Genomic DNA, 18,515 nt, shown 5'->3' with positions numbered 1-18,515 from the left:
CATGCTTTACGACATCAGGCTTCATCTCCACTACGACTATGCCGCGGCGGCCGGCGGCGGCCGCCATCAGATCCACGTGCTGCCGTCGACGATTTCCGGCGTGCAGCGCGTCATCGCCGCATCTCTGTCCTTTGCACCGGCGCCCAACGAGCGCTCCGACTTCTCAGATTTCTTCGGCAACAACGTCACCTCGATCGCCTTTCGCGATGCGCATGACGCGCTCGACATAAGGATGAGCGCACGCATATCGGTGTCGCGGCCCGAGCCCGGGCTCGACGTGTCGCCCGATATCGGCCGGCTCAGGCAGGAACTCGCCGCGGTGCGGTCGCTGGCGCCTGACGCACCGCACCATTTTCTGACGGCCAGCACTCACGCCGGTATCGATGCTGCGATCACCACCTACGCACGGGACAGCATCGCCGGCTCCGCCGCCGGCACGGCCATGAACCTGTGCAATCGGATCCATCGCGATTTTACCTATGACGACGAAGCGACCACGGTGCGAACCCGGGCTAGCGATGCCTTCAAGCTGAAGCGCGGCGTCTGCCAGGACTTTTCGCACATCATGATCGCCGGCCTGCGCGGTCTGGGCATTCCGGCGGGTTATGTCAGCGGATTCCTGCGCACCAGCCCGCCTAAGGGCAAACCCCGGCTGGAAGGCGCCGATGCCATGCATGCCTGGGTCAAGGTCTGGTGCGGGCGCGATGCCGGCTGGCAGGAATTCGATCCGACCAACGGCATGCGGGCCAGTAACGACCACATCACCGTCGGTTACGGCCGTGATTATTCGGACGTGGCGCCGATCGTCGGCGTGCTCAAGACAACGGGGGGACAGGTCGGCGAGCAAGCTGTCGACGTCATTCCAGTCGTGCTCGAAAAGACCTGAAAGCATCCGCTGCAATTGCTGGCAGACAAGACTCTCAAACAACGACGTGATCGCTAATCTGCATTCATTTCAAGGTGGACGATAATTGTATCCTCAAGCGCGAGGCGCGGGGTTTTGTAATTGAGAGCGATCAGTGTCGTCATTCCTGCTTGCAACGCGGCGGCGACCATCACGGCAACGCTGGCGTCGCTTCGCAGCGAGGCCGACATCATCGGCGAGATACTGCTGGTCGACGATGCATCGACAGACGGCACGGCGGCTGTGGCGCGGCAGGCCGCGGCGGAACTGTCGTTGCCGTTGCGCGTGCTGCCGGCCAGTTGCCGCGATGCCGGCGGTGCCCGCAATGTGGCGCTGGCGGAGGCGGTCCATCCCTGGGTATACCTGATCGACGCCGACGACCTGCACCTGCAAGGCGGATTGCGCTTGCTGCTCCGGCAGGTGGAGGAGCAGCCTAACGCCGATATGATCGTAAGCGCCTACCGGCGACGGGTGAACGGCCAGGATCGACAGATCAAGGTGCCAAACGGCTATCGGGCCGTGTGCCTGGCAAATGCTTCGGCCTATGCGAAAGGCGACATACATTCGGTCGCCGTGGGCAGCGTTCTGGAATCCCGATCCCTGATCGGCGAGACGAGATTCCCGGTCGGATTGGCCTATGACATGATACGCTGTTCTGGGCGCGGCTGATGAGCAAGGCATCGCTGGCCATGGTTTCGCAACCCGTCATGGTCTGCGAGGTTTCGCCGGAACGTTCCGGCGACCGCTTTGCGATCAATCCGGTAAGGCGCTTCCTGGATTGGCGCCGACAATTGCGCACGCTTACCGACTGTAACATCCTGATCTCGGCGCTCAAGGCCAGGGAAGGGCTTGTCGCCCTCAAGATCTCCCGGGTCCACTATGCGCGCGGCGATCTGGACACCGCGGCACGCTTCCTGGCGGTGGCCGCGGCAGCCCCAAAGCGACGCTCGGAAGCCTGGCGCTGTCTGCGCTACAAGTTCCAGCTCGCAGCGCGGCGGCGTTTGTCCGCGTCGTTGATCCAGCTACAGGGCGCTCTGTAGGCGCGCCAGTTCCGCCGGGACCGACACTATATCGTCGCACAGGCTTTTCGGACGCGAGTGGAACCAGCAATCGGCCAGTAGCTTATCTACGGATATTTGCGTGGAGCTGACATGCTGCAAAAATCCGGATTGTCGCCCAGCCGCTCGGCTGAGGAAGATACTGTGCCGAAAAATAGCGAGCCGAAGAACGGGGCGCAAAGCTCGGCCGATCATGCGTCGCTTACCTATGTCAGCGATGCCGAGCCCGGTATTCGGCGACTGAAGACAGGCAAGGGGTTTTCCTACAAGGGGCCGGACGGGCGGGTGGTTCCGGACCCTATCAGGGCGCGCATCGATGCGATCGTCATTCCGCCGGCCTGGACGGATGTGTGGATTTCGCCCGAAGCCGACGGCCACATCCAGGCAACGGGTAGGGACGAGCGCGGACGCAAGCAATACCGCTACCATCCCCAATGGGCCGAAGAACGCGACAGCGCCAAATATTCGAGCCTTGTCGCCTTCGCCGAAAGCCTGCCGAACCTGCGGCGCAGGATCGACAGCGATCTGCGCCGTCGTGGCCTGCCGCTCGAGCGTGTCGTCGCCACGGTCGTCTGGCTGCTCGACAACACGATGATCCGGGTCGGCAATGCCGCCTACGCCCGCGAAAACAAGAGTTTCGGGCTGACCACATTGCGCGACCGCCACGTCGATATCGTCGGCTCAAGCCTTCGGTTTGCCTTCAAGGGCAAGTCCGGCAAGGAGTGGAAGCTGAAGCTGATCGACCGCCGCATCGCTGGAATCGTGCGTGGCGCGCAGGACCTGCCTGGCCAGAAGCTTTTCCAGTATCTCGCTGAGGACGGCGGCAGGCGGCCGGTCCGTTCCGAGGACGTCAACCGCTATATCCGCGAGGCCTTAGGGGATGCATTCAGTTCGAAGCATTTCCGCACATGGGGCGGCACCATCCATGCAGCCTCGCTGTTTGCACAGACGGAATTGCCGCAAAGCCAGGCGCAGCAAAAGCGGGTGATGAACAGCGTCATCGACAAGGTTGCCGAGCGGCTGGGCAACACGCGCGCCGTCTGCCGCAAATGCTACATCCATCCGCAGGTCTTCGACGCCTGGTCAGAGGGGCGATTGCTGGACGAAATGGCTCAGGCCAACAAGCGCAAGCGCGCGATCGATGGTCTCGATGACGAGGAAGTTCTCGTGCTGCGATGGCTGAAGATGCGCGAAAGCTGACTAGCGACCACCGGCCGCCGTCAAATCCACGGCATCGGGATTTTTTTATCGACGTCGTGTCGGGATCGGTCTTACTGTTTCGTCCTTTGACAGAGAAAAGGACCAGCCATGCTCTACGCAATCCTCTGCTATGCTTCCGAAGACGTCGTCTGCTCCTGGAGCAAGGCTCAGGACGACGAGGTCATGGCTAATCTCCTCGACGTCCAGGACAAGTATGCCAAGGCCGGCCGGCTTGGCCCGGTGGCGCGGCTTTTACCGACCACGGCGGCGACGACGCTGAGAAAAGTCAAGGGCGAATCGGTTGTCATCGACGGGCCGTTTGCCGAAACCAAGGAACAGTTCCTCGGTTTCTACACGCTCGAATGCGCCGATCTCGATGAGGCCGTGGAGTTCGCTCGCGAGCTTTCCGAGGTCAATCCGAGTGGCGGCTCCTATGAGATTCGGCCGGTCTCCGTCTTCAACCCCACCAAGGTTTCCGCATGACCGAACTCGCCTGGATCAGCTCGGCGATCAGCGCCGCCCGTCCGCAGGCGATGGGCGCGCTGCTGCGCTATTTCCGCGATCTCGATACGGCGGAGGAAGCTTTCCAGGATGCGTGCCTCAGGGCCATCAAGAACTGGCCGCAGAACGGGCCTCCGCGTGACCCCGCGGCCTGGCTGATCTTTGTCGGCCGCAACAGCGGCATCGATGCGGTGCGCAAGCGCGCCAAGCAGGCGCCGATGCCGGAGGAAGACCAGATTTCCGACCTGGAGGACGCCGAGAGCGATATCGCCGAGCGGCTGGACGGGGCGCATTACCGCGATGACATTCTGCGGCTGTTGTTCATCTGCTGCCATCCCGATCTGCCGGCAACGCAGCAGATCGCGGTGGCGCTGCGCATTGTCTCGGGCCTCACCGTCAAGCAGATCGCGCGCGCCTTCCTGGTCGGCGAAAGCGCCATGGAGCAGCGCATCACCCGCGCCAAGGCGCGCATCGCGGACGCCGGCGTGCCGTTCGAGACCCCAGGCGCCGTCGAGCGGTCGGAACGGCTCGCCGCTGTCGCCGCCATGGTCTACCTGATCTTCAACGAGGGCTATTCGACCAACAGCGGCGAGGCACCGGCTCGCGCGCCGCTGTGCGAGGAGGCGATCCGGCTGGCACGGCTGTTGCTGCGGCTGTTCCAGACCGAGCCGGAGATCATGGGGCTGGCGGCACTGCTGCTTCTGCAGCATGCACGGGCACCGGCTCGTTTTGACGAGAGCGGCGAGATCGTACTGCTCGAGGATCAGGATCGCGGCCTGTGGAGCCGCAAGATGATCGATGAGGGGCTGGCGCTTGTCGACAAGGCGCTGCGCCATCGCAAGCCCGGCCCCTATCAGGTGCAAGCGGCTATTGCCGCGCTGCATGCGCGGGCCGAAAAGGCCGAGGACACCGACTGGAACGAGATCGACCTGCTCTACCGCTTGCTCGAGCAGATGCAGCCATCACCGGTGGTCACGCTCAACCGGGCCGTCGCGGTCTCCAAGGTGCGTGGTCCGGCAGAGGCGCTCGCCATGATCGAGCCGCTGGAGGACCGGCTCTCCGGCTATTTCCACTTCTTCGGCCTCAAGGGTGGCCTTTTGATGCAGCTTGACCGGGGCGAGGAGGCGCGTGTCGCCTTCGACCGTGCCATTGCGCTGGCAAACACAGCGGCGGAAGCGGCCCATATCCGCATGCATATCGATCGGCTGATGAAGGACGGTGCCGTGCGCCCGCCGGCGAAAAAGGCAAACTGAGCGCCGTCTGCCCATCTGGCTTAATCGTGTCAGCCGACCTTGGACCATACCGGGGTGGCGATTCTTCCCTGAAACGAGTAATGCCACGCCATGACTGTGCCTGAAGTACCTTTCGGTACGCGGGCGACACGGCGAAGGCTTGACCCAGCGCCATATGATGGCGACGGGATCTGAAAGGGACAAAAATGACGATAGCGAAGGAAACAACCGAGCTTCTGGCGAAACTGGGTGTGGCCAAGGAGACGCTTGTCGGCGGCGACCTGATCGTGCGCAGCCCGGTGACGGGCGAACAGATCGCGGCGCTAAAGACGATCTCGCCGGCCGAGACGGCAAAGACCATCGATGCCGCGCACACGGCGTTCCAGGCGTGGCGGATGGTGCCGGGTCCGCGGCGCGGCGAGCTGGTACGGCTGCTGGGCGAGGAGCTGCGCACGCACAAGGCTGAGCTTGGCCGACTGGTGTCGATCGAGGTCGGCAAGATCCCGTCCGAGGGCCTCGGCGAAGTCCAGGAGATGATCGACATCTGCGATTTCGCCGTCGGTCTCTCCCGGCAATTGTACGGCCTGACCATCGCCACCGAGCGCCCGGGCCATCGGATGATGGAGACCTGGCATCCGCTTGGCGTCGTCGGCGTCATTTCGGCCTTCAATTTCCCGGTCGCGGTGTGGTCGTGGAACACGGCCCTGGCGCTGGTCTGCGGCGACGCGGTGGTGTGGAAGCCGTCGGAGAAGACGCCGCTGACGGCGCTCGCCTGCGAGGCCATCTTCAAGCGTGCGGTCAAGCGTTTCGGCGCGGACGCACCGCAAGGCTTGGCGCCGGTGCTGATCGGCGACCGCGCCGTCGGCGAGATCCTGGTCGATCACCCGAAGGTGGCGCTGGTTTCGGCCACCGGATCGACCCGCATGGGCAGGGATGTCGGCCCGCGGCTGGCCAAGCGCTTTGCCCGTGCCGTGCTGGAACTTGGCGGCAACAATGCCGGTATCGTCTGCCCGACCGCCGATCTCGACATGGCGCTGCGCGCGATTGCCTTTGGAGCGATGGGCACGGCCGGCCAGCGCTGCACGACGCTGCGCCGCCTGTTCGTCCATGACAGCGTCTATGATACGTTGGTTCCGCGTCTCAAGAAGGCTTACGAAAGCGTATCGGTCGGCAATCCGCTCGAGACCGCTTCGCTGGTCGGCCCGCTGATCGACAAGGCGGCCTTCGACAATATGCAGAAGGCGCTGAAGGAAGCCACCGCCCATGGCGGCAAGCTGACCGGCGGCACACGGGTCGAGAATGGTCATCCGGATGCCTATTATGTGCATCCGGCGTTGGTCGAAATGCCGAAGCAGGTGGCTCCGGTCACGGAAGAGACCTTCGCGCCGATCCTCTATGTGATGAAATATTCGGATTTCGACGCCGTGCTCGACGAGCACAATGCGGTCGGTGCCGGCCTGTCGTCGTCGATCTTCACCCGCGACCTGCAGGAATCCGAGCGCTTCCTCGGCGTCGACGGGTCGGACTGCGGCATTGCCAATGTCAACATCGGCACCTCGGGCGCCGAGATCGGCGGCGCCTTTGGCGGCGAAAAGGAAACCGGCGGCGGCCGCGAGAGCGGCTCCGATGCGTGGAAGGCTTATATGCGCCGCGCCACCAACACGGTGAACTATTCCAAGGCGCTGCCGCTCGCCCAGGGCGTTTCGTTCGATATCGACTGAGAACGCCGGAGGTCTGATCGCCCGGCGGAAACCATTCCACGTTGTCGCATCTCCCGCGCGGGATGCGACAACGCCGGCAGCAGTCAATCGCCGGCACCGGCCGGCGGCAGGCACGTCTCGAAGGCGGCATCGATGATAGCCAACTCGACGGCTTGGGCGGGCAAGCACTCTCCACGCTTCGATTCAGCCTCGCGGCTGCGACGACGCAACCGCATTTTCAGCCTTTGGCTACTGTGTCCGGACGCAGGGGCGGCGATTTTCTTGCGCAGATGCAATCTCCCCGGCCCAATTTCAGCCAGTCGGCGGAAAACAGGCGTCGAAGGCGGCATCGACAATGGCCAGCTTGGCGGCCTGGACGGTCATGTACTCCTGGTAGAAGGTGCTCGACACCCACATCACCGAATGGCCGCGCTGGCCGAGCCAGCCGATGCTGCCGAGTTCCTCGGCGGCGCGCAGCTTGCGGGCAAGGTGGGTCCGCGAGAGCTTCAGCCATTTGGCGAAATCTCCGATCGAAACCACGCTGGTCGGAATCCGGTCCAGGCCGGCATGATCGGGGTCGATGCCCGACATCAGCCAGTCCATGACGATGCCGCCATTGTTGAGCCAGATGAACAGGGAGAAGGTCTGGTTGGGCTCGCGCACCGGCTTGGAGGCAAGCAGGCCGTCCGCCACCAGAGGCTGCAGCCTGGCAACCATCTGGGGCCGCTCCAGGAACCTGGCCAGCCTGTCGCCACCGTCGAGACGATCCAGCGTCTGCAGATGGGCAAGGACCCAACCGGTAAAAGTCTGCACGGTGGCCGCTGTCGGCTGCAAGGGGTGCGTACGGCCGTCCCCGCCCGACACATACTCAGCAATGTGGTAGTGCAGCATCTCCTTGATGAAAGCGTCCGCCGTGTTGCGGCTGGCCACCGCGTGCTGGTGCACGAACTCGATGAAACGCGATACCGTCAGTTCCTTGCGGCGGTCGTTCGGGTCGCGCCTGAAATGCATGGCAAGGCCGACATGGCCCATCAGCCAACGCTGCTGCGTGGCGAAAATGGAAGCCAGTCGAGGGCTCTTTTCATAGATCCGGATCAGCGCCAGGGACTGTGCCTGAACATAGCGATGCAGCGCCGGATGGCCGGCAATGTCTTCCAGATTCAGCGCCATCCTCCTCATGTTCCGATTCAACTCCAAACACGGAGTTGCGTCCACATTTTTCAGCCTTCCACAGCTGTGTCCAGAGGGTACCAAAGTTGGAGAAGAGGCCCTGTCGGATAGCGGCCAGTCCATGACGCAGCGTGCTAACTGATTGCTATGACCAGAGCATAGGAGACGCCGCGTCGGTCCAGCAGGTGTTTGCCTTCTCTATCTCCCATCGGAAAAGCCGGCGCCCCCGAAAATCGCTGGAGGCGCGATCATTGTCTGCCTGCGTCAGCCGTTGGGATAATAGCCGCCATCGGCGCCGTCGCCGATGTAGAAGCCGCCGCCTGAATCGTCTTTCAGTCGCTGATCCAGGTTCTCGATCTGGCTGAGCAAACCTTGGTATGCGCCACCGCCCGTGGCCGACCGATGGATGCTGTCGGCCCTCATCATCAGATCGTGCTCCTGCTCAGGGGTGATCGTCTTGGCATCCCTTGCCTCGACAATCCCCTGTTTCACGCCCTGCAACTGGTCGAGGACCGCTCTTGCCTCGACAGACATGGCCTGCGGTTTGACCCTGTGGCGGTGTGCCGCGTATGCACTCGATAACGGCATCGCCGCCAGTAGCGATGCGATTGTTATGATCCTCGTTGTGAAATTGCGCATGGTCGCGCCTCCCTTCAACGGGAAAAGCGGTATGGATATCGCTTTCCGGACACGGGCAATCCGCTCCGTCGTGTCGCGGTGATCCTGTAATCGCCGGCGGTTCGTGGCCCGCAACATCCATATAGGGGCGTTCGAATCCCTGGGATGGTGGCATTGAACGAAAAGTTGACAGATTGTGATCGCTGAGAGAGTTGGCAATTCTCAAGCTTGAGGGTCGCGGTCTGGACCATGGCCTGCGGCAACTGGCTACATGCGCATCAGCAGGCTGCCGTCGATCGAGGCGTTCGCCACATCCGATTTCTGCGCCGATGCCTTCGGCGAGGCCTTCCGCGACAATTATGCCGGGAGCCGGCGAGCCGAGCAGGCGGCATTCGACGCCTGGCAGGCGTCGCACATCACCGACTTCGAGTGGCAGCGCTATTTCGTCAACTGATCACGCCCAAATGAAGCCAGCCGGCTTTCGCCGGCCGGTTGGTCTGACCAGGATCAGCCGCAGACGCGGACCTCCTCGATCACCCTGTGGTGGTGGCGCCAGTGCTTGACCAATTCGATGTGGCAGCGGTGATGCCGGTGGTGGCGGCGATATTCGCCACCTTGGTAATCACCGAACTGAACGCTGCCGTTCTGATCGTCACCATACTGGTTATCGTTGTTATACCGGTGATGGCGGCGAACGACAATTTCGCCGTTGTCGGACTGATCGTCCGGTGAATACTGGTTGTTGTCGTCGGACTGGATAATCACACTTGCGGCCTGCGTTGGCGCGATGACCGCAGCAGTCGCGGCAAATGCCAACACGGAAGCAAAAATCAGTTTCTTCATTTCATTCTCCTGCGAGTCAAAGACATGAACTCGACGTATCAACTCGCGGAAGAACCGGGCGTTCCACTTTGAATCTACACGCTTTGCGACGCCGGAGACATCAAGGCGTTATCGGAGACACGTTCCAAACGCACGAAGGCCGTCAGCGGCAGGTGGTCGGAGGCAATGCGCGAAAGCGGCGTGTCATGTGCGTCGACGGCCGCAATCATGCCGTGCCTGTTGGCCATGATACGGTCGAGCGCCAGCAGCGGCAGGTTTGAGGGGAAGGTGGGGACCGCCGGCGGCTGCGGGCCGAACGTCGCATGCAGCGTGTTGAGCGCGGAGCGGTTGCCGAGCCGCCATTCGTTGAGGTCGCCGAGCAGCAAGGTCGGCTTTTCGTCCGGGCTGTTCATCAGGTCGAGCACGACACGTGCCTGCTGGGAGCGCGAGCGGCGCAGCAGGCCAAGGTGGGCGGCGATGATGCGCAGCGTCTGGCTTCCATCGAGGTCGATCTCCGCCACCACCGCGCCGCGCGGTTCCAGTCCCGGAAGCTTGATCTGATGCACGTCACGAACGACGCCCTTCTTGAACAGCAAGACATTGCCATGCCAGCCATGGCCCTTGCCGGTCGCGGAAATAGGCACCGGAACCAGGCCTGTTTCCCGCTCGAGCCGGGGCAGGTCGAGAAGCCCATCACGGTCGCCGAAACGGTTGTCGGCTTCCTGCAACGCAATGACATCCGGATCGATTTCGCGGATGACGCGGATGGTCCGCTCCGGGTCGAATTTCCTGTCGACGCCGATGCATTTGTGGACATTATAGGAGGCTACCAGCGTGCCAGTGGTGGCCGTCGTCTTGTGTGCCGCGGCGTTTGCCTTCTGCATCCGGCGGTCACGAAGGGACAGAAGCATGCTTGCCGGGAGGCTGCGTCCAGTTCTCTGCATATCAGTGCTGCTCGTCCTCGCTGGCTTCAATTCAGAAGCTGGATACAGTCAAAATAGGCAATGTCGGCGTATGTTCCATGACAGACGAGCTCCACAACGACGCACCTCCGCCCTAGAGATAGGGTGAACCGAGCCAAAGGACCCGGTCGAACAATCGGATAAGAAACGGCCGGGCTCGCAAGGCTTCCAGCGTCACCGGCGCGGCGGAGGCGATCGCCGACCCGATCCGCGCCTCGATCTCGCTGGCAAAGCCGGCGTCGAGGACCTCAAGGTCGATCTCGAAATTCAGCCGCAGCGAGCGGGCGTCAAGATTGGAAGAGCCGACGTAGGCCCACACACCGTCGATCGAAAGCAGCTTCGAATGGTCGAACGGTCCCTCGGTACGCCAGACGCGGCAATAATGTTTCAGCACCTGATCGAACTGGGCGGTCATTGCACGGTCGACCAGGAAAAGATTGTTCACGGCCGGCACGACGATGTCGATTTCGACACCGCGTCTGCCGGCGGTGATCAGCGCACTGACCAGTTCCCGATCCGGCAGGAAATAGGGCGACATCAGGCGGATCGACTTGCGCGCAACGGAGAATGCACCGATCAGCAGCTTGTGGTTGGTCTCGTTGCTGGCATCCGGGCCGGAAGCGACCGCCCGCACCAGCATAGGCACGCCGGGCGACGGTGACAGCGGGGCAATCCGCCAGGCATCACCCTTCAGCGCCTCGTTGGCGGCGAAGCGCCAGTCCTCGGCGGCGACCGACAGGAGGTCGGCGACGACCGGACCGGTCACCCGGAAATGTGTGTCCCTGGCACTGTTGGAGCCGGCGAATTCGGCCGAGAAGCCCTTGCGGATGTTCATGCCGCCGGTGAAGGCGGCCATGCCGTCGACCACGAGTATCTTCCGGTGGGTCCTGAGATTGGCGTAGGGCAGGCGCAGGCCCATGACGATGTTGCCGTTGAAGACATCGGCGGTGATGTTGGCCTCGCGCAAATGCCCAAGGATGCTCGGCACGGAGTAGCGGGCGCCGACGGCGTCGATCAGCACGCGGACGGTGACGCCGCGCCGGACAGCGCCCGCCAGCGCTTCGACGAAGAGCAGGCCGACGGCATCATTGTCGAAGATATAGGTCTCCAGCAGGATGCTGCGCTCGGCGCCATCGATCGCCGCGCACATGGCGGCATAGGCCTCGTCACCTGTTTCCAGCACATCGATTGCATTTCCCGGGTTGAGCGCGCGCCGCGCCACCCTGTCGCCCAGTGTTCTCAAGCCCGTGAAGCGCTGGCCGTACCGCTCGACGATCAGGGCCTCTTCGGCGGCAAGGTCGCGCTCGTGCTTGGCGGACACAGCATCACCGGCAAGCGGGCGCTGGGCGGTGATCGTGGCACGACGGATGCGGTTGATGCCGGCGACAGCATAGATCAGCACGCCGAGGATCGGCGACAGCACCATGATGCCGACCCAGCCGGTGGCGGCGCGGACATCCTCCTTGGTCATGACGGCGTGGGCGATGCCAGCGGTCGCCATCACCACCGAGATGACGGCGAGAATTCGCGGCCAGTGAGTCGCCAGGGTCTCCAACATGGCCGAGACTATCCAGCGAGCGGTTGCAGAAGGCAATGCGGCCGGATCATGTCGCCGGACTGTGCGGACCTGTGTGTGCCCAGCCGAACTCGCTAGCGCATAACGCCGCCGCGCGGCATGCATGTGCGGCTGCTTCGGCGCGTTGTCCTTCGCCGCCGTTGGTTCTTCAAGGCTTCCTATGCTTTGGTCCTGGATGTAATATATATCAGCAGGACTAAAACTAACGATGTAACATTTTGATTGATGGCGAGGGGGGCGCCGAATGGTGAAGTTCAACTTCGATGGGCCTCCTGTGGATAACGCAGCTGTCGACACATCGGCCGAATGCCAACGCCAATTGCTGCCTCTCATCCGTGAAATCGTTCAGGCGGCAGTCGCTGCCGGGTGGAACGAGGAGGATGTTCTTTTGGCCTTTGTGGAACTTGCATGGGGTTTGTACGAGAATCGTCGAGATGATCTGCAATGACCAACCCGGTAGCTCTGCGTCGGCTTGTTGCATGGCCCGCCGAAGTGGCCGAATTATACCCAAGCCCAATGGGTGCGCTGCGTTGATGGAGGGGCTCTCCATCGAGTAGGAAAATATGTTCTAGAACTTCCTTTGTCGGCCATATTTTTTCTTCTTATCCCGAACAAAATTTTTTCTTTGCGCACGAATGTTATTCACTATCCGCAGCATGTGCGTTACGCTGGGTTCGGGTCGGGTCAAGGGGCATTTCAGGCGGCGGGCAGAGCGGCTGAGGCCAGGCGATGAAGAATGCGGACGAGGCTCGGGAAAGCGGCGATTCCCGAGGCGTCGATGGGGACCGGACAGCTCGATATGTCTTGGACATAATTCCCGAAAGTGCCGGGCCCAGAAGGGCCACCGCGCGGGGCAGCGTAATACATTCCGTTCGTGGTCCCGGATCGCAGACATTTCTGGCCAAGGAGCATTCCACGGGAATTGTGCTGAGGCCCGTCCGCAAGTTGAGAGCCTCGCTAGGCAGCGACAGGATCACCGAATACGATGCGCCGGTCGGATGCCTGGTCATCAATCCCGCAGGCGTCGACAGTACTCTCGCCTGGTCGCAGACCAGGGAAAACGCTGTCGTTTCGATATCTCCGGAAGCATTGTCGGAATTGGCAGCTCACGAGTCCGGTCTCGCCGACGCAGAGCTTGAGCCGCCCGCGTTCGGCACGGTCGACCTGAGGGCGCTCAATATTGCGCAGATGATCACTGCCGAACTGACCGGGATGCTGCCTCCAAACGAACTTTACCTGGACTCGCTGCTCACGGTGTTCGGTGTTCACCTGCTGCGCACCTACACAAGCTGCAACAGGCAGACAGCATCGCCCAAGGGCGGGCTCTCTCCCGTTGGCGCCCGACGCGTGCGCGAGTATCTCAACGAGAATTTCGTGCGGAAAATAATGGTCGCCGAACTTGCGTCGGTGGCGGGGGTTTCCCCCAATCATTTCATAGTCGGGTTCGCCAGGACATTTGGAATGCCGCCGCATCGCTATCTGATCAATCTGCGCCTGGACCTTGCCGACAAGCTGCTCGTCGGCGGCGAGTTCGCGATAGCCGAAGTCGCCTACCTCGCGGGGTTTTCTGATCAGAGCCATCTGGCCGCGACCATGAAGAAGTACAGGGGAAGGACGCCGACCAGGGCCGGATAGGCTTCGGTCAAAAAAGAGAGTTCAAGGTACGGCAAAGGGACCGCCCTGCTGATGCATCACCAATGCATGATCAAAGATCGGAATTTCCTACAAAGCTTCCGGTATTTTCCAAAATACATCCGCCACGAACATGCCCAAGCCTGCGTGGGAGCCATTCGGAATATGACGCAGCCTCGACATTATCCGCCACGTGGCCGGATCGATGAAATGAACTGGACTGGCGATGCAGGGGCGGCTCGATCAATCACGAATTGTTTTGCGGGGGAACGGGGAGGGAGGCCTCGGATTGAACTTCATCTGGGACGTATCAGGAGGCCAAAAAATGCCGGGTGATGATGGTTTCCCCGGCTCGGCTTTCGGTACCAATTCGGCGCGGCAGCCAACTCTCAATGCGAAAGGCGGGCTTTCGGTCCGCAGCACACGCCGTGTGCAGGAGTTCCTGGACGAGAACTTCACGCGCAAGCTGGCGCTTGCCGAGATGGCCGCTGTTTGCGGTCTTTCGCCCTATCACTTCGTGCGGGCTTTCTCGAGGACGTTCGGGGTGCCACCGCATCAGTATGTCCTCGATCTGCGGTTGGATTTCGCTGAAAGACTGCTTGTCGACAGCCGCATGACGATCGCCGACATCGCTCATCTGAGCGGCTTTTCAAGCCAGAGCCATTTTACCACCGTGATGAAGAAATACCGGCAGATGACGCCGTTGCAGGCTCGGATTGACAATCTTAACGCGAAGGTCAAATGAAGCATTGCTTACAGAGTTGCTTGATCTTTTGGTTTTAAAGCAATGTCTAAAGTAACTGGCCGTTAACCTCTGTGGGGTTGCTCCGCTCTTTTCTCACAAGACAGCAATTTCATGAAATACCGCAGGCGGGAATCATGTCTTCCTGTCGTTGATCGGAATTGTCAGACATTTCGTGCCGGCCAGCGGAGAGGGAACCATGACCGACAATCAGATTTCGAGCGGCTCGTTTGTTCAGCGTCGCGCGGCGCATTTCGCCGGGCACTGGATCTCGGGCGCCGATTTCGGCTGTCGCTCGCTGCGCCGACGCCTGATGGCGGTCCTGCGTATGGCGCACCGGGTGCTCGGCATGCGCCGCCAGGGACATGGGCTCGGCATGCTCGGCATTGGCAGGTGTCTGGCAGCGGCACTGGGTGCGATCGCATTGGGCGGCATCGCCACGCCGGCATTAGCACAGGTTTTCGGCGGTGGCGGTACGGCAAACGGAGTGCGCGGTATCGCGTTTGGATCCGGAGCCGTGCAAAACGGAGCCGATTCAATAGCCGAGGGCACCAATGCCAATGCGGGCAGCCAGAATGCCGTCGCGGTCGGCTTCCAGTCGCTCGCGACCCAGATCAACTCCATTTATCTTGGCTCGCGCACCGCAGCGGGGACGGGTGCCACTGCCACGAGCGCCATCGGCATTGGCACGGATGTCACCGCTTCGCAGGTCGACGCCATCGGGATAGGGCGTTCAGCCGTTGCGTCGGCGCAATACTCGGTGGCTCTCGGCCTGCAAGCGAAGGCCACAGGCGCCGGCGGCGCGATGGCGCTGGGCTCAGGCACGATTTCAAGCGGCGTCAATTCGGTCGCGCTCGGCGTTCAGGCCAATGCTACCGGAGCCGGTGCTAACGCCTTGGGCACTTTCTCCGTTGCTTCGGGAGGGAACTCCACCGCCCTCGGTACCAGCTCCGCAGCCAGCGGCAACTATGCCACGGCCGCAGGCTGGGGAGCCGTCGCCAGCAAGGATAGTGCTGTTGCCATGGGCAAGTCGGCCAGCGCGACAGGGCTGAACGCGACAGCGCTCGGCTCCAGCACCAATGCCTCGGCTGATTTCGCATTGGCGCTGGGCAACCAGGCTGTATCGAGTGGAGTCGGCTCGGTGGCAGCGGGCTCGGGCGCCCAGGCCACGGACGTCTCCGCCACGGCGCTCGGCAACAACGCCTCGGCGACCGCCGCGAGCGCAACCGCGCTGGGATTGGGCGCCACGGCGAGTGGCGTGAACGCCAGCGCGATCGGCAAGTCGGCCAATGCGAGTGCGCAGGACGCCATCGCCTTTGGTACGAGCGCCAAGGCCGATTCGGCCGAGGCCATCGCCATGGGCACCAATGCGGTGGCGACCGGCGGCAAGGCCGTCTCCATCGGTTCTGGCAACACCGCCTATGGCGACGGCGCGGTCTCCATCGGCGATCCCAGTTATGCCAGCGGCACCGGTGCCTTCACCGGCGGCGCCAACAACATCGCCAACAGCGACGGCACGGCGAGCGCCACCGCGGCCAATATGGCTAACGGTGCTGTTGCGATCGGCAACAACAACAAGGCCATCGGGCAAGGCTCGGTGGCGCTGGGCAACGGCTCCACGGCAGGTGCCGCCGGCCTTGCGGGCAATGTCGCGCTGGGCAATGGCGCGACGGCGGCGGCGAGTTCCGGCGACGTGGCGCTCGGCTCGGGCTCAGTGACCGCCGTGGCTGTCGGCACGCCCAGCGCCGTGATCAACGGCACGACCTACGTCTTTCAGGGCACCACGCCGACCTCGACGGTCAGCATCGGCGCGCCCGGTGCCGAGCGCACCCTCACCAATCTGGCAGCGGGGCGGATCAGCGCGCTCTCGACCGACGCGGTCAACGGTTCCCAGCTCTTCGCCACCAACCAGGCCGTCGACGCCATCGGCGCCGTCGTCAACAACATCAACGTCGGCGGCGGCATCAAGTATTTCCATGCCAACTCGACGCTGGCGGATTCCCAGGCGCTGGGAGCCGATTCCGTCGCTGTCGGCCCGAACGCGGTGGCCAACAATGCCGGCGATGTGGCAATCGGCCTGAATTCGGCGTCGGGTGTGACAACCGCCGTTGGCGGCGCGACGATCGGCGGCGTGAACTACACCTTCGCGGGCACCACGCCCGCTGGCGCCTTCTCGGTTGGCTCGGCTGGAGCCGAGCGCCAGATCCAGAATGTCGCGGCCGGACAATTGAACGGCGGCTCGACCGACGCGGTGAACGGCTCGCAGCTCTTCGCCACCAACCAGCAGGTGACGCAGAACACGACCGACATTGCCAATATCGGCACTGGCGTGACTGATCTCGGCAACACCATCAACAACATCGCCGGCGACACCTCGACCGCCTATACCGACGCCAATGGCATAGGCATCCGTTACGCCCGCACCAACGAGGCCGGGCTGGCGCAAACCGATTCCTTCGCCCAAGGGGTCGGCTCCACCGCCGTCGGCTACCAGGCGACCGCGACCGGCATCAGCGCGCTGGCGCTCGGCCGCGACAGCAACGCCAGCATCGACGGCAGCGTGGCGCTCGGCTCGGGTTCGGTCTCCGATCGCGCGATCGCTCCCGCTACCGGGCAACTGCCCGCCGGCCCATCCAACTTCATCCAGTACAACACCACCGACAAGACGCTGCTCGGCGCCGTTTCGGTCGGCACCGCCACCTCCTACCGGCAGATCACCAATGTCGCGGACGGCACGCAGGCGCAGGATGCTGTCACCGTCCGTCAGCTGCAGGGGGTGATCGCCTCGGTCTCTGCGACGTCGACCAAGTATTTCCACGCCAATTCGACGGCCGGCGACTCGCTTGCGGTCGGGGCGGAGTCGGTCGCGGTCGGCCCGACGACGGTCGTCAACGGTGACAACGGCGTCGGCATCGGCAATGGCGCCATCGTCGACCAGACCGCACCGGGCGGCACGGCCATCGGTCAGAACGCGCATGTCATGCTGGCCGATGGCCTTGCGCTCGGCACCAATTCGCTGGCGTCCGGCATCCAGTCGGTGGCGCTCGGCGCCGGCGCCCAAAGCACCTTCATCAACAGCGTCGCGCTGGGCGCTCAGTCCATCACCTCGGTCGGCGCGCAGGCCGGTTACACGGCCTTTGCGCTCGCAGGCCCACAGACCTCGGTCGGCGAGGTGTCGATCGGCGCCGCAGGGGCCGAACGCAAGCTCACTAATGTCGCGGCGGGTTCGGCCGATACAGACGGCGTCAACGTCTCGCAGTTGCGCGGCGTGACGCAAAACGTCACGAACCTGTTCGGCGGCGGCACGACGGTCAATCCCGACGGCTCGGTCACCGGCCCGACCTATACCATCCAGGGCAACAATTATTCGACCGTCTATGACGGGTTCACGGCCGTCAACAACGCGCTGACCAACATCAGCAATGGCGGCGGCATCAAGTATTTCCACGCCAATTCGACGCTGGCCGACTCCACCGCCAGCGGCACCGACAGCGTGGCGATCGGACCGGCCAGCGTGGCCAGCGGCACCAACAGCCTTTCCGCCGGCAATGGCTCGACAGCCACGGGCCAAGGCGCGGTGGCACTCGGCCAGGGCGCCAAGGCCAACAACGCCAACGATGTGGCGCTGGGTTCGGGCTCGGTGACGCAGGCCGCGGTCGGCACCTCCAGCACCGTCATCAACGGCAGAACCTACGCCTTTGCCGGGACGACTCCGACCGGAACCGTCAGCGTCGGCGATGCCGGGGCCGAGAGGACGATCACCAATGTCGCCGCCGGACGGGTCAACGCCGGCAGCACCGATGCGATAAACGGCTCGCAGCTCTACGCCACCAACACGGCGGTCGAGGATTTGAAATCGGGCCTCGGATCGCTCACCCAGAATGCGGTGACCTATGACACCAATCCAGACGGCAGCAAGAAGAACAGCATCACGCTGCAAGGCGGCGACGTCAACGCGCCGGTCGTCATCTCCAATGTCGGTCCCGGCGTTGCCGGCACCGATGCGGTCAACGTCACCCAGATGAACAACCGCGTGGATTACGCCATCAACACGTCCAACAGCTACACCGACAAGGTGGCCGCCACGACCTTGCAGCAGGCCAACAACTATACCGACCAGAAGCTCAGCCAGCTCAATACCGACATGAGCGGCATACGCGACGAAGCCCGGCAGGCGGCGGCGATCGGCCTTGCCACAGCCTCGCTGCGCTACGACGACCGGCCTGGCAAGCTGAGCGTTGCGGCCGGCGGCGGCTTCTGGCGGGATTCGAGCGCCTTGGCCTTCGGCGCGGGGTACACGAGCGAGGACGGCCGCATCCGCGGCAACGTGTCGGGCACGGCCGCTGGCGGTCATGTCGGCGTCGGCGCCGGCATCAGCTTCACGTTGAACTGAGGCAG

The 18,515-nt window shown here is 63.1% G+C and carries 17 protein-coding genes; 12 read left to right on the top strand and 5 right to left on the bottom strand.

Translation table 11 applies throughout. The features are described 5' to 3' along the window. Position 1 precedes the first annotated feature (1 nt). The 7 genes from ASD99_RS06325 (at position 2) to ASD99_RS06300 (ending at position 6,616) form a co-directional block, all read left to right on the top strand. Positions 2-886 (top strand): transglutaminase family protein, encoded by an 885-nt coding sequence (locus ASD99_RS06325; RefSeq protein WP_057143048.1) that lies wholly within the window; start codon positions 2-4, stop codon positions 884-886. 120 nt (positions 887-1,006) lie between these two features. Beyond that, a complete protein-coding gene (locus tag ASD99_RS34580) occupies positions 1,007-1,573 on the top strand; it encodes a glycosyltransferase family 2 protein (RefSeq protein ID WP_244497639.1) in 567 nt (188 codons plus the stop codon). Further along, entirely contained in the window at positions 1,573-1,944 is a 372-nt protein-coding gene (locus ASD99_RS34575) for a hypothetical protein (protein ID WP_244482744.1), read from the top strand. The genes ASD99_RS34580 and ASD99_RS34575 overlap by 1 nt, the downstream gene beginning before the upstream one ends. A 111-nt stretch (positions 1,945-2,055) precedes the next feature. Continuing rightward, the gene (locus tag ASD99_RS06315; protein WP_057143047.1) at positions 2,056-3,162 is read left to right on the top strand and encodes a DNA topoisomerase IB; all 1,107 of its coding nucleotides are present in this window, start codon (positions 2,056-2,058) and stop codon (positions 3,160-3,162) included. Positions 3,163-3,270: 108 nt separating this feature from the next. Then, positions 3,271-3,645 carry a YciI family protein gene (locus ASD99_RS06310; protein ID WP_056582537.1) on the top strand — a complete coding sequence of 125 codons (375 nt, stop codon included), beginning with the start codon at positions 3,271-3,273 and terminating at the stop codon, positions 3,643-3,645. After that, on the top strand, positions 3,642-4,916 hold the full coding sequence (locus tag ASD99_RS06305; protein WP_056582535.1) for an RNA polymerase sigma factor: 1,275 nt from the start codon (positions 3,642-3,644) through the stop codon (positions 4,914-4,916). The genes ASD99_RS06310 and ASD99_RS06305 overlap by 4 nt, the downstream gene beginning before the upstream one ends. A 185-nt stretch (positions 4,917-5,101) precedes the next feature. Then, the gene (locus ASD99_RS06300) at positions 5,102-6,616 is read left to right on the top strand and encodes an aldehyde dehydrogenase family protein (RefSeq protein WP_057143046.1); all 1,515 of its coding nucleotides are present in this window, start codon (positions 5,102-5,104) and stop codon (positions 6,614-6,616) included. A gap of 291 nt (positions 6,617-6,907) precedes the next feature. Here ASD99_RS06300 and ASD99_RS06295 read toward each other — a convergent pair whose 3' ends face one another. Together ASD99_RS06295 and ASD99_RS06290 are read right to left on the bottom strand one after the other, a co-directional pair. After that, complete coding sequence (locus tag ASD99_RS06295) at positions 6,908-7,765, bottom strand: hypothetical protein (RefSeq protein ID WP_057143045.1); 858 nt, start codon at positions 7,763-7,765, stop codon at positions 6,908-6,910. Positions 7,766-8,029: 264 nt separating this feature from the next. Then, a complete protein-coding gene (locus ASD99_RS06290) occupies positions 8,030-8,404 on the bottom strand; it encodes a hypothetical protein (RefSeq protein WP_082583168.1) in 375 nt (124 codons plus the stop codon). A gap of 250 nt (positions 8,405-8,654) precedes the next feature. On the opposite strand from ASD99_RS06290, the gene ASD99_RS06285 reads away from it, so the two are divergent. Continuing rightward, positions 8,655-8,837, top strand: a complete 183-nt coding sequence (locus ASD99_RS06285) for a hypothetical protein (protein WP_057143043.1) — start codon at positions 8,655-8,657, stop codon at positions 8,835-8,837. Positions 8,838-8,890: 53 nt separating this feature from the next. Here ASD99_RS06285 and ASD99_RS06280 read toward each other — a convergent pair whose 3' ends face one another. The 3 genes from ASD99_RS06280 to ASD99_RS06270 all read right to left on the bottom strand — a co-directional run bounded on the left by ASD99_RS06280 (position 8,891) and on the right by ASD99_RS06270 (position 11,725). Further along, positions 8,891-9,226, bottom strand: a complete 336-nt coding sequence (locus ASD99_RS06280; RefSeq protein WP_056582522.1) for a hypothetical protein — start codon at positions 9,224-9,226, stop codon at positions 8,891-8,893. 74 nt (positions 9,227-9,300) lie between these two features. Continuing rightward, positions 9,301-10,149, bottom strand: coding sequence for an endonuclease/exonuclease/phosphatase family protein (locus tag ASD99_RS06275; RefSeq protein ID WP_082583164.1), 849 nt, complete (start codon positions 10,147-10,149; stop codon positions 9,301-9,303). Between the two features lie 112 nt (positions 10,150-10,261). Then, on the bottom strand, positions 10,262-11,725 hold the full coding sequence (locus tag ASD99_RS06270; protein WP_057143042.1) for a phospholipase D-like domain-containing protein: 1,464 nt from the start codon (positions 11,723-11,725) through the stop codon (positions 10,262-10,264). A 262-nt stretch (positions 11,726-11,987) separates the two neighbouring features. Between ASD99_RS06270 and ASD99_RS06265 the strand changes: the two genes are divergently transcribed. The 4 genes from ASD99_RS06265 (at position 11,988) to ASD99_RS06250 (ending at position 18,510) form a co-directional block, all read left to right on the top strand. Continuing rightward, the gene (locus tag ASD99_RS06265; RefSeq protein WP_057143041.1) at positions 11,988-12,191 is read left to right on the top strand and encodes a hypothetical protein; all 204 of its coding nucleotides are present in this window, start codon (positions 11,988-11,990) and stop codon (positions 12,189-12,191) included. Positions 12,192-12,472: 281 nt separating this feature from the next. Beyond that, positions 12,473-13,378, top strand: coding sequence for a helix-turn-helix transcriptional regulator (locus tag ASD99_RS06260; protein WP_057143040.1), 906 nt, complete (start codon positions 12,473-12,475; stop codon positions 13,376-13,378). A gap of 223 nt (positions 13,379-13,601) precedes the next feature. Further along, the gene (locus ASD99_RS06255; protein ID WP_056582515.1) at positions 13,602-14,120 is read left to right on the top strand and encodes an AraC family transcriptional regulator; all 519 of its coding nucleotides are present in this window, start codon (positions 13,602-13,604) and stop codon (positions 14,118-14,120) included. A 196-nt stretch (positions 14,121-14,316) separates the two neighbouring features. After that, on the top strand, positions 14,317-18,510 hold the full coding sequence (locus ASD99_RS06250; protein ID WP_057143039.1) for a YadA-like family protein: 4,194 nt from the start codon (positions 14,317-14,319) through the stop codon (positions 18,508-18,510). Positions 18,511-18,515 lie beyond the last annotated feature (5 nt).

This window comes from Mesorhizobium sp. Root695, from assembly GCF_001428185.1.
Classification (GTDB): domain Bacteria; phylum Pseudomonadota; class Alphaproteobacteria; order Rhizobiales; family Rhizobiaceae; genus Mesorhizobium.
Note: the sequence above shows the minus strand (reverse complement) of the source record. Positions and strands in the feature narration are given on the sequence as shown.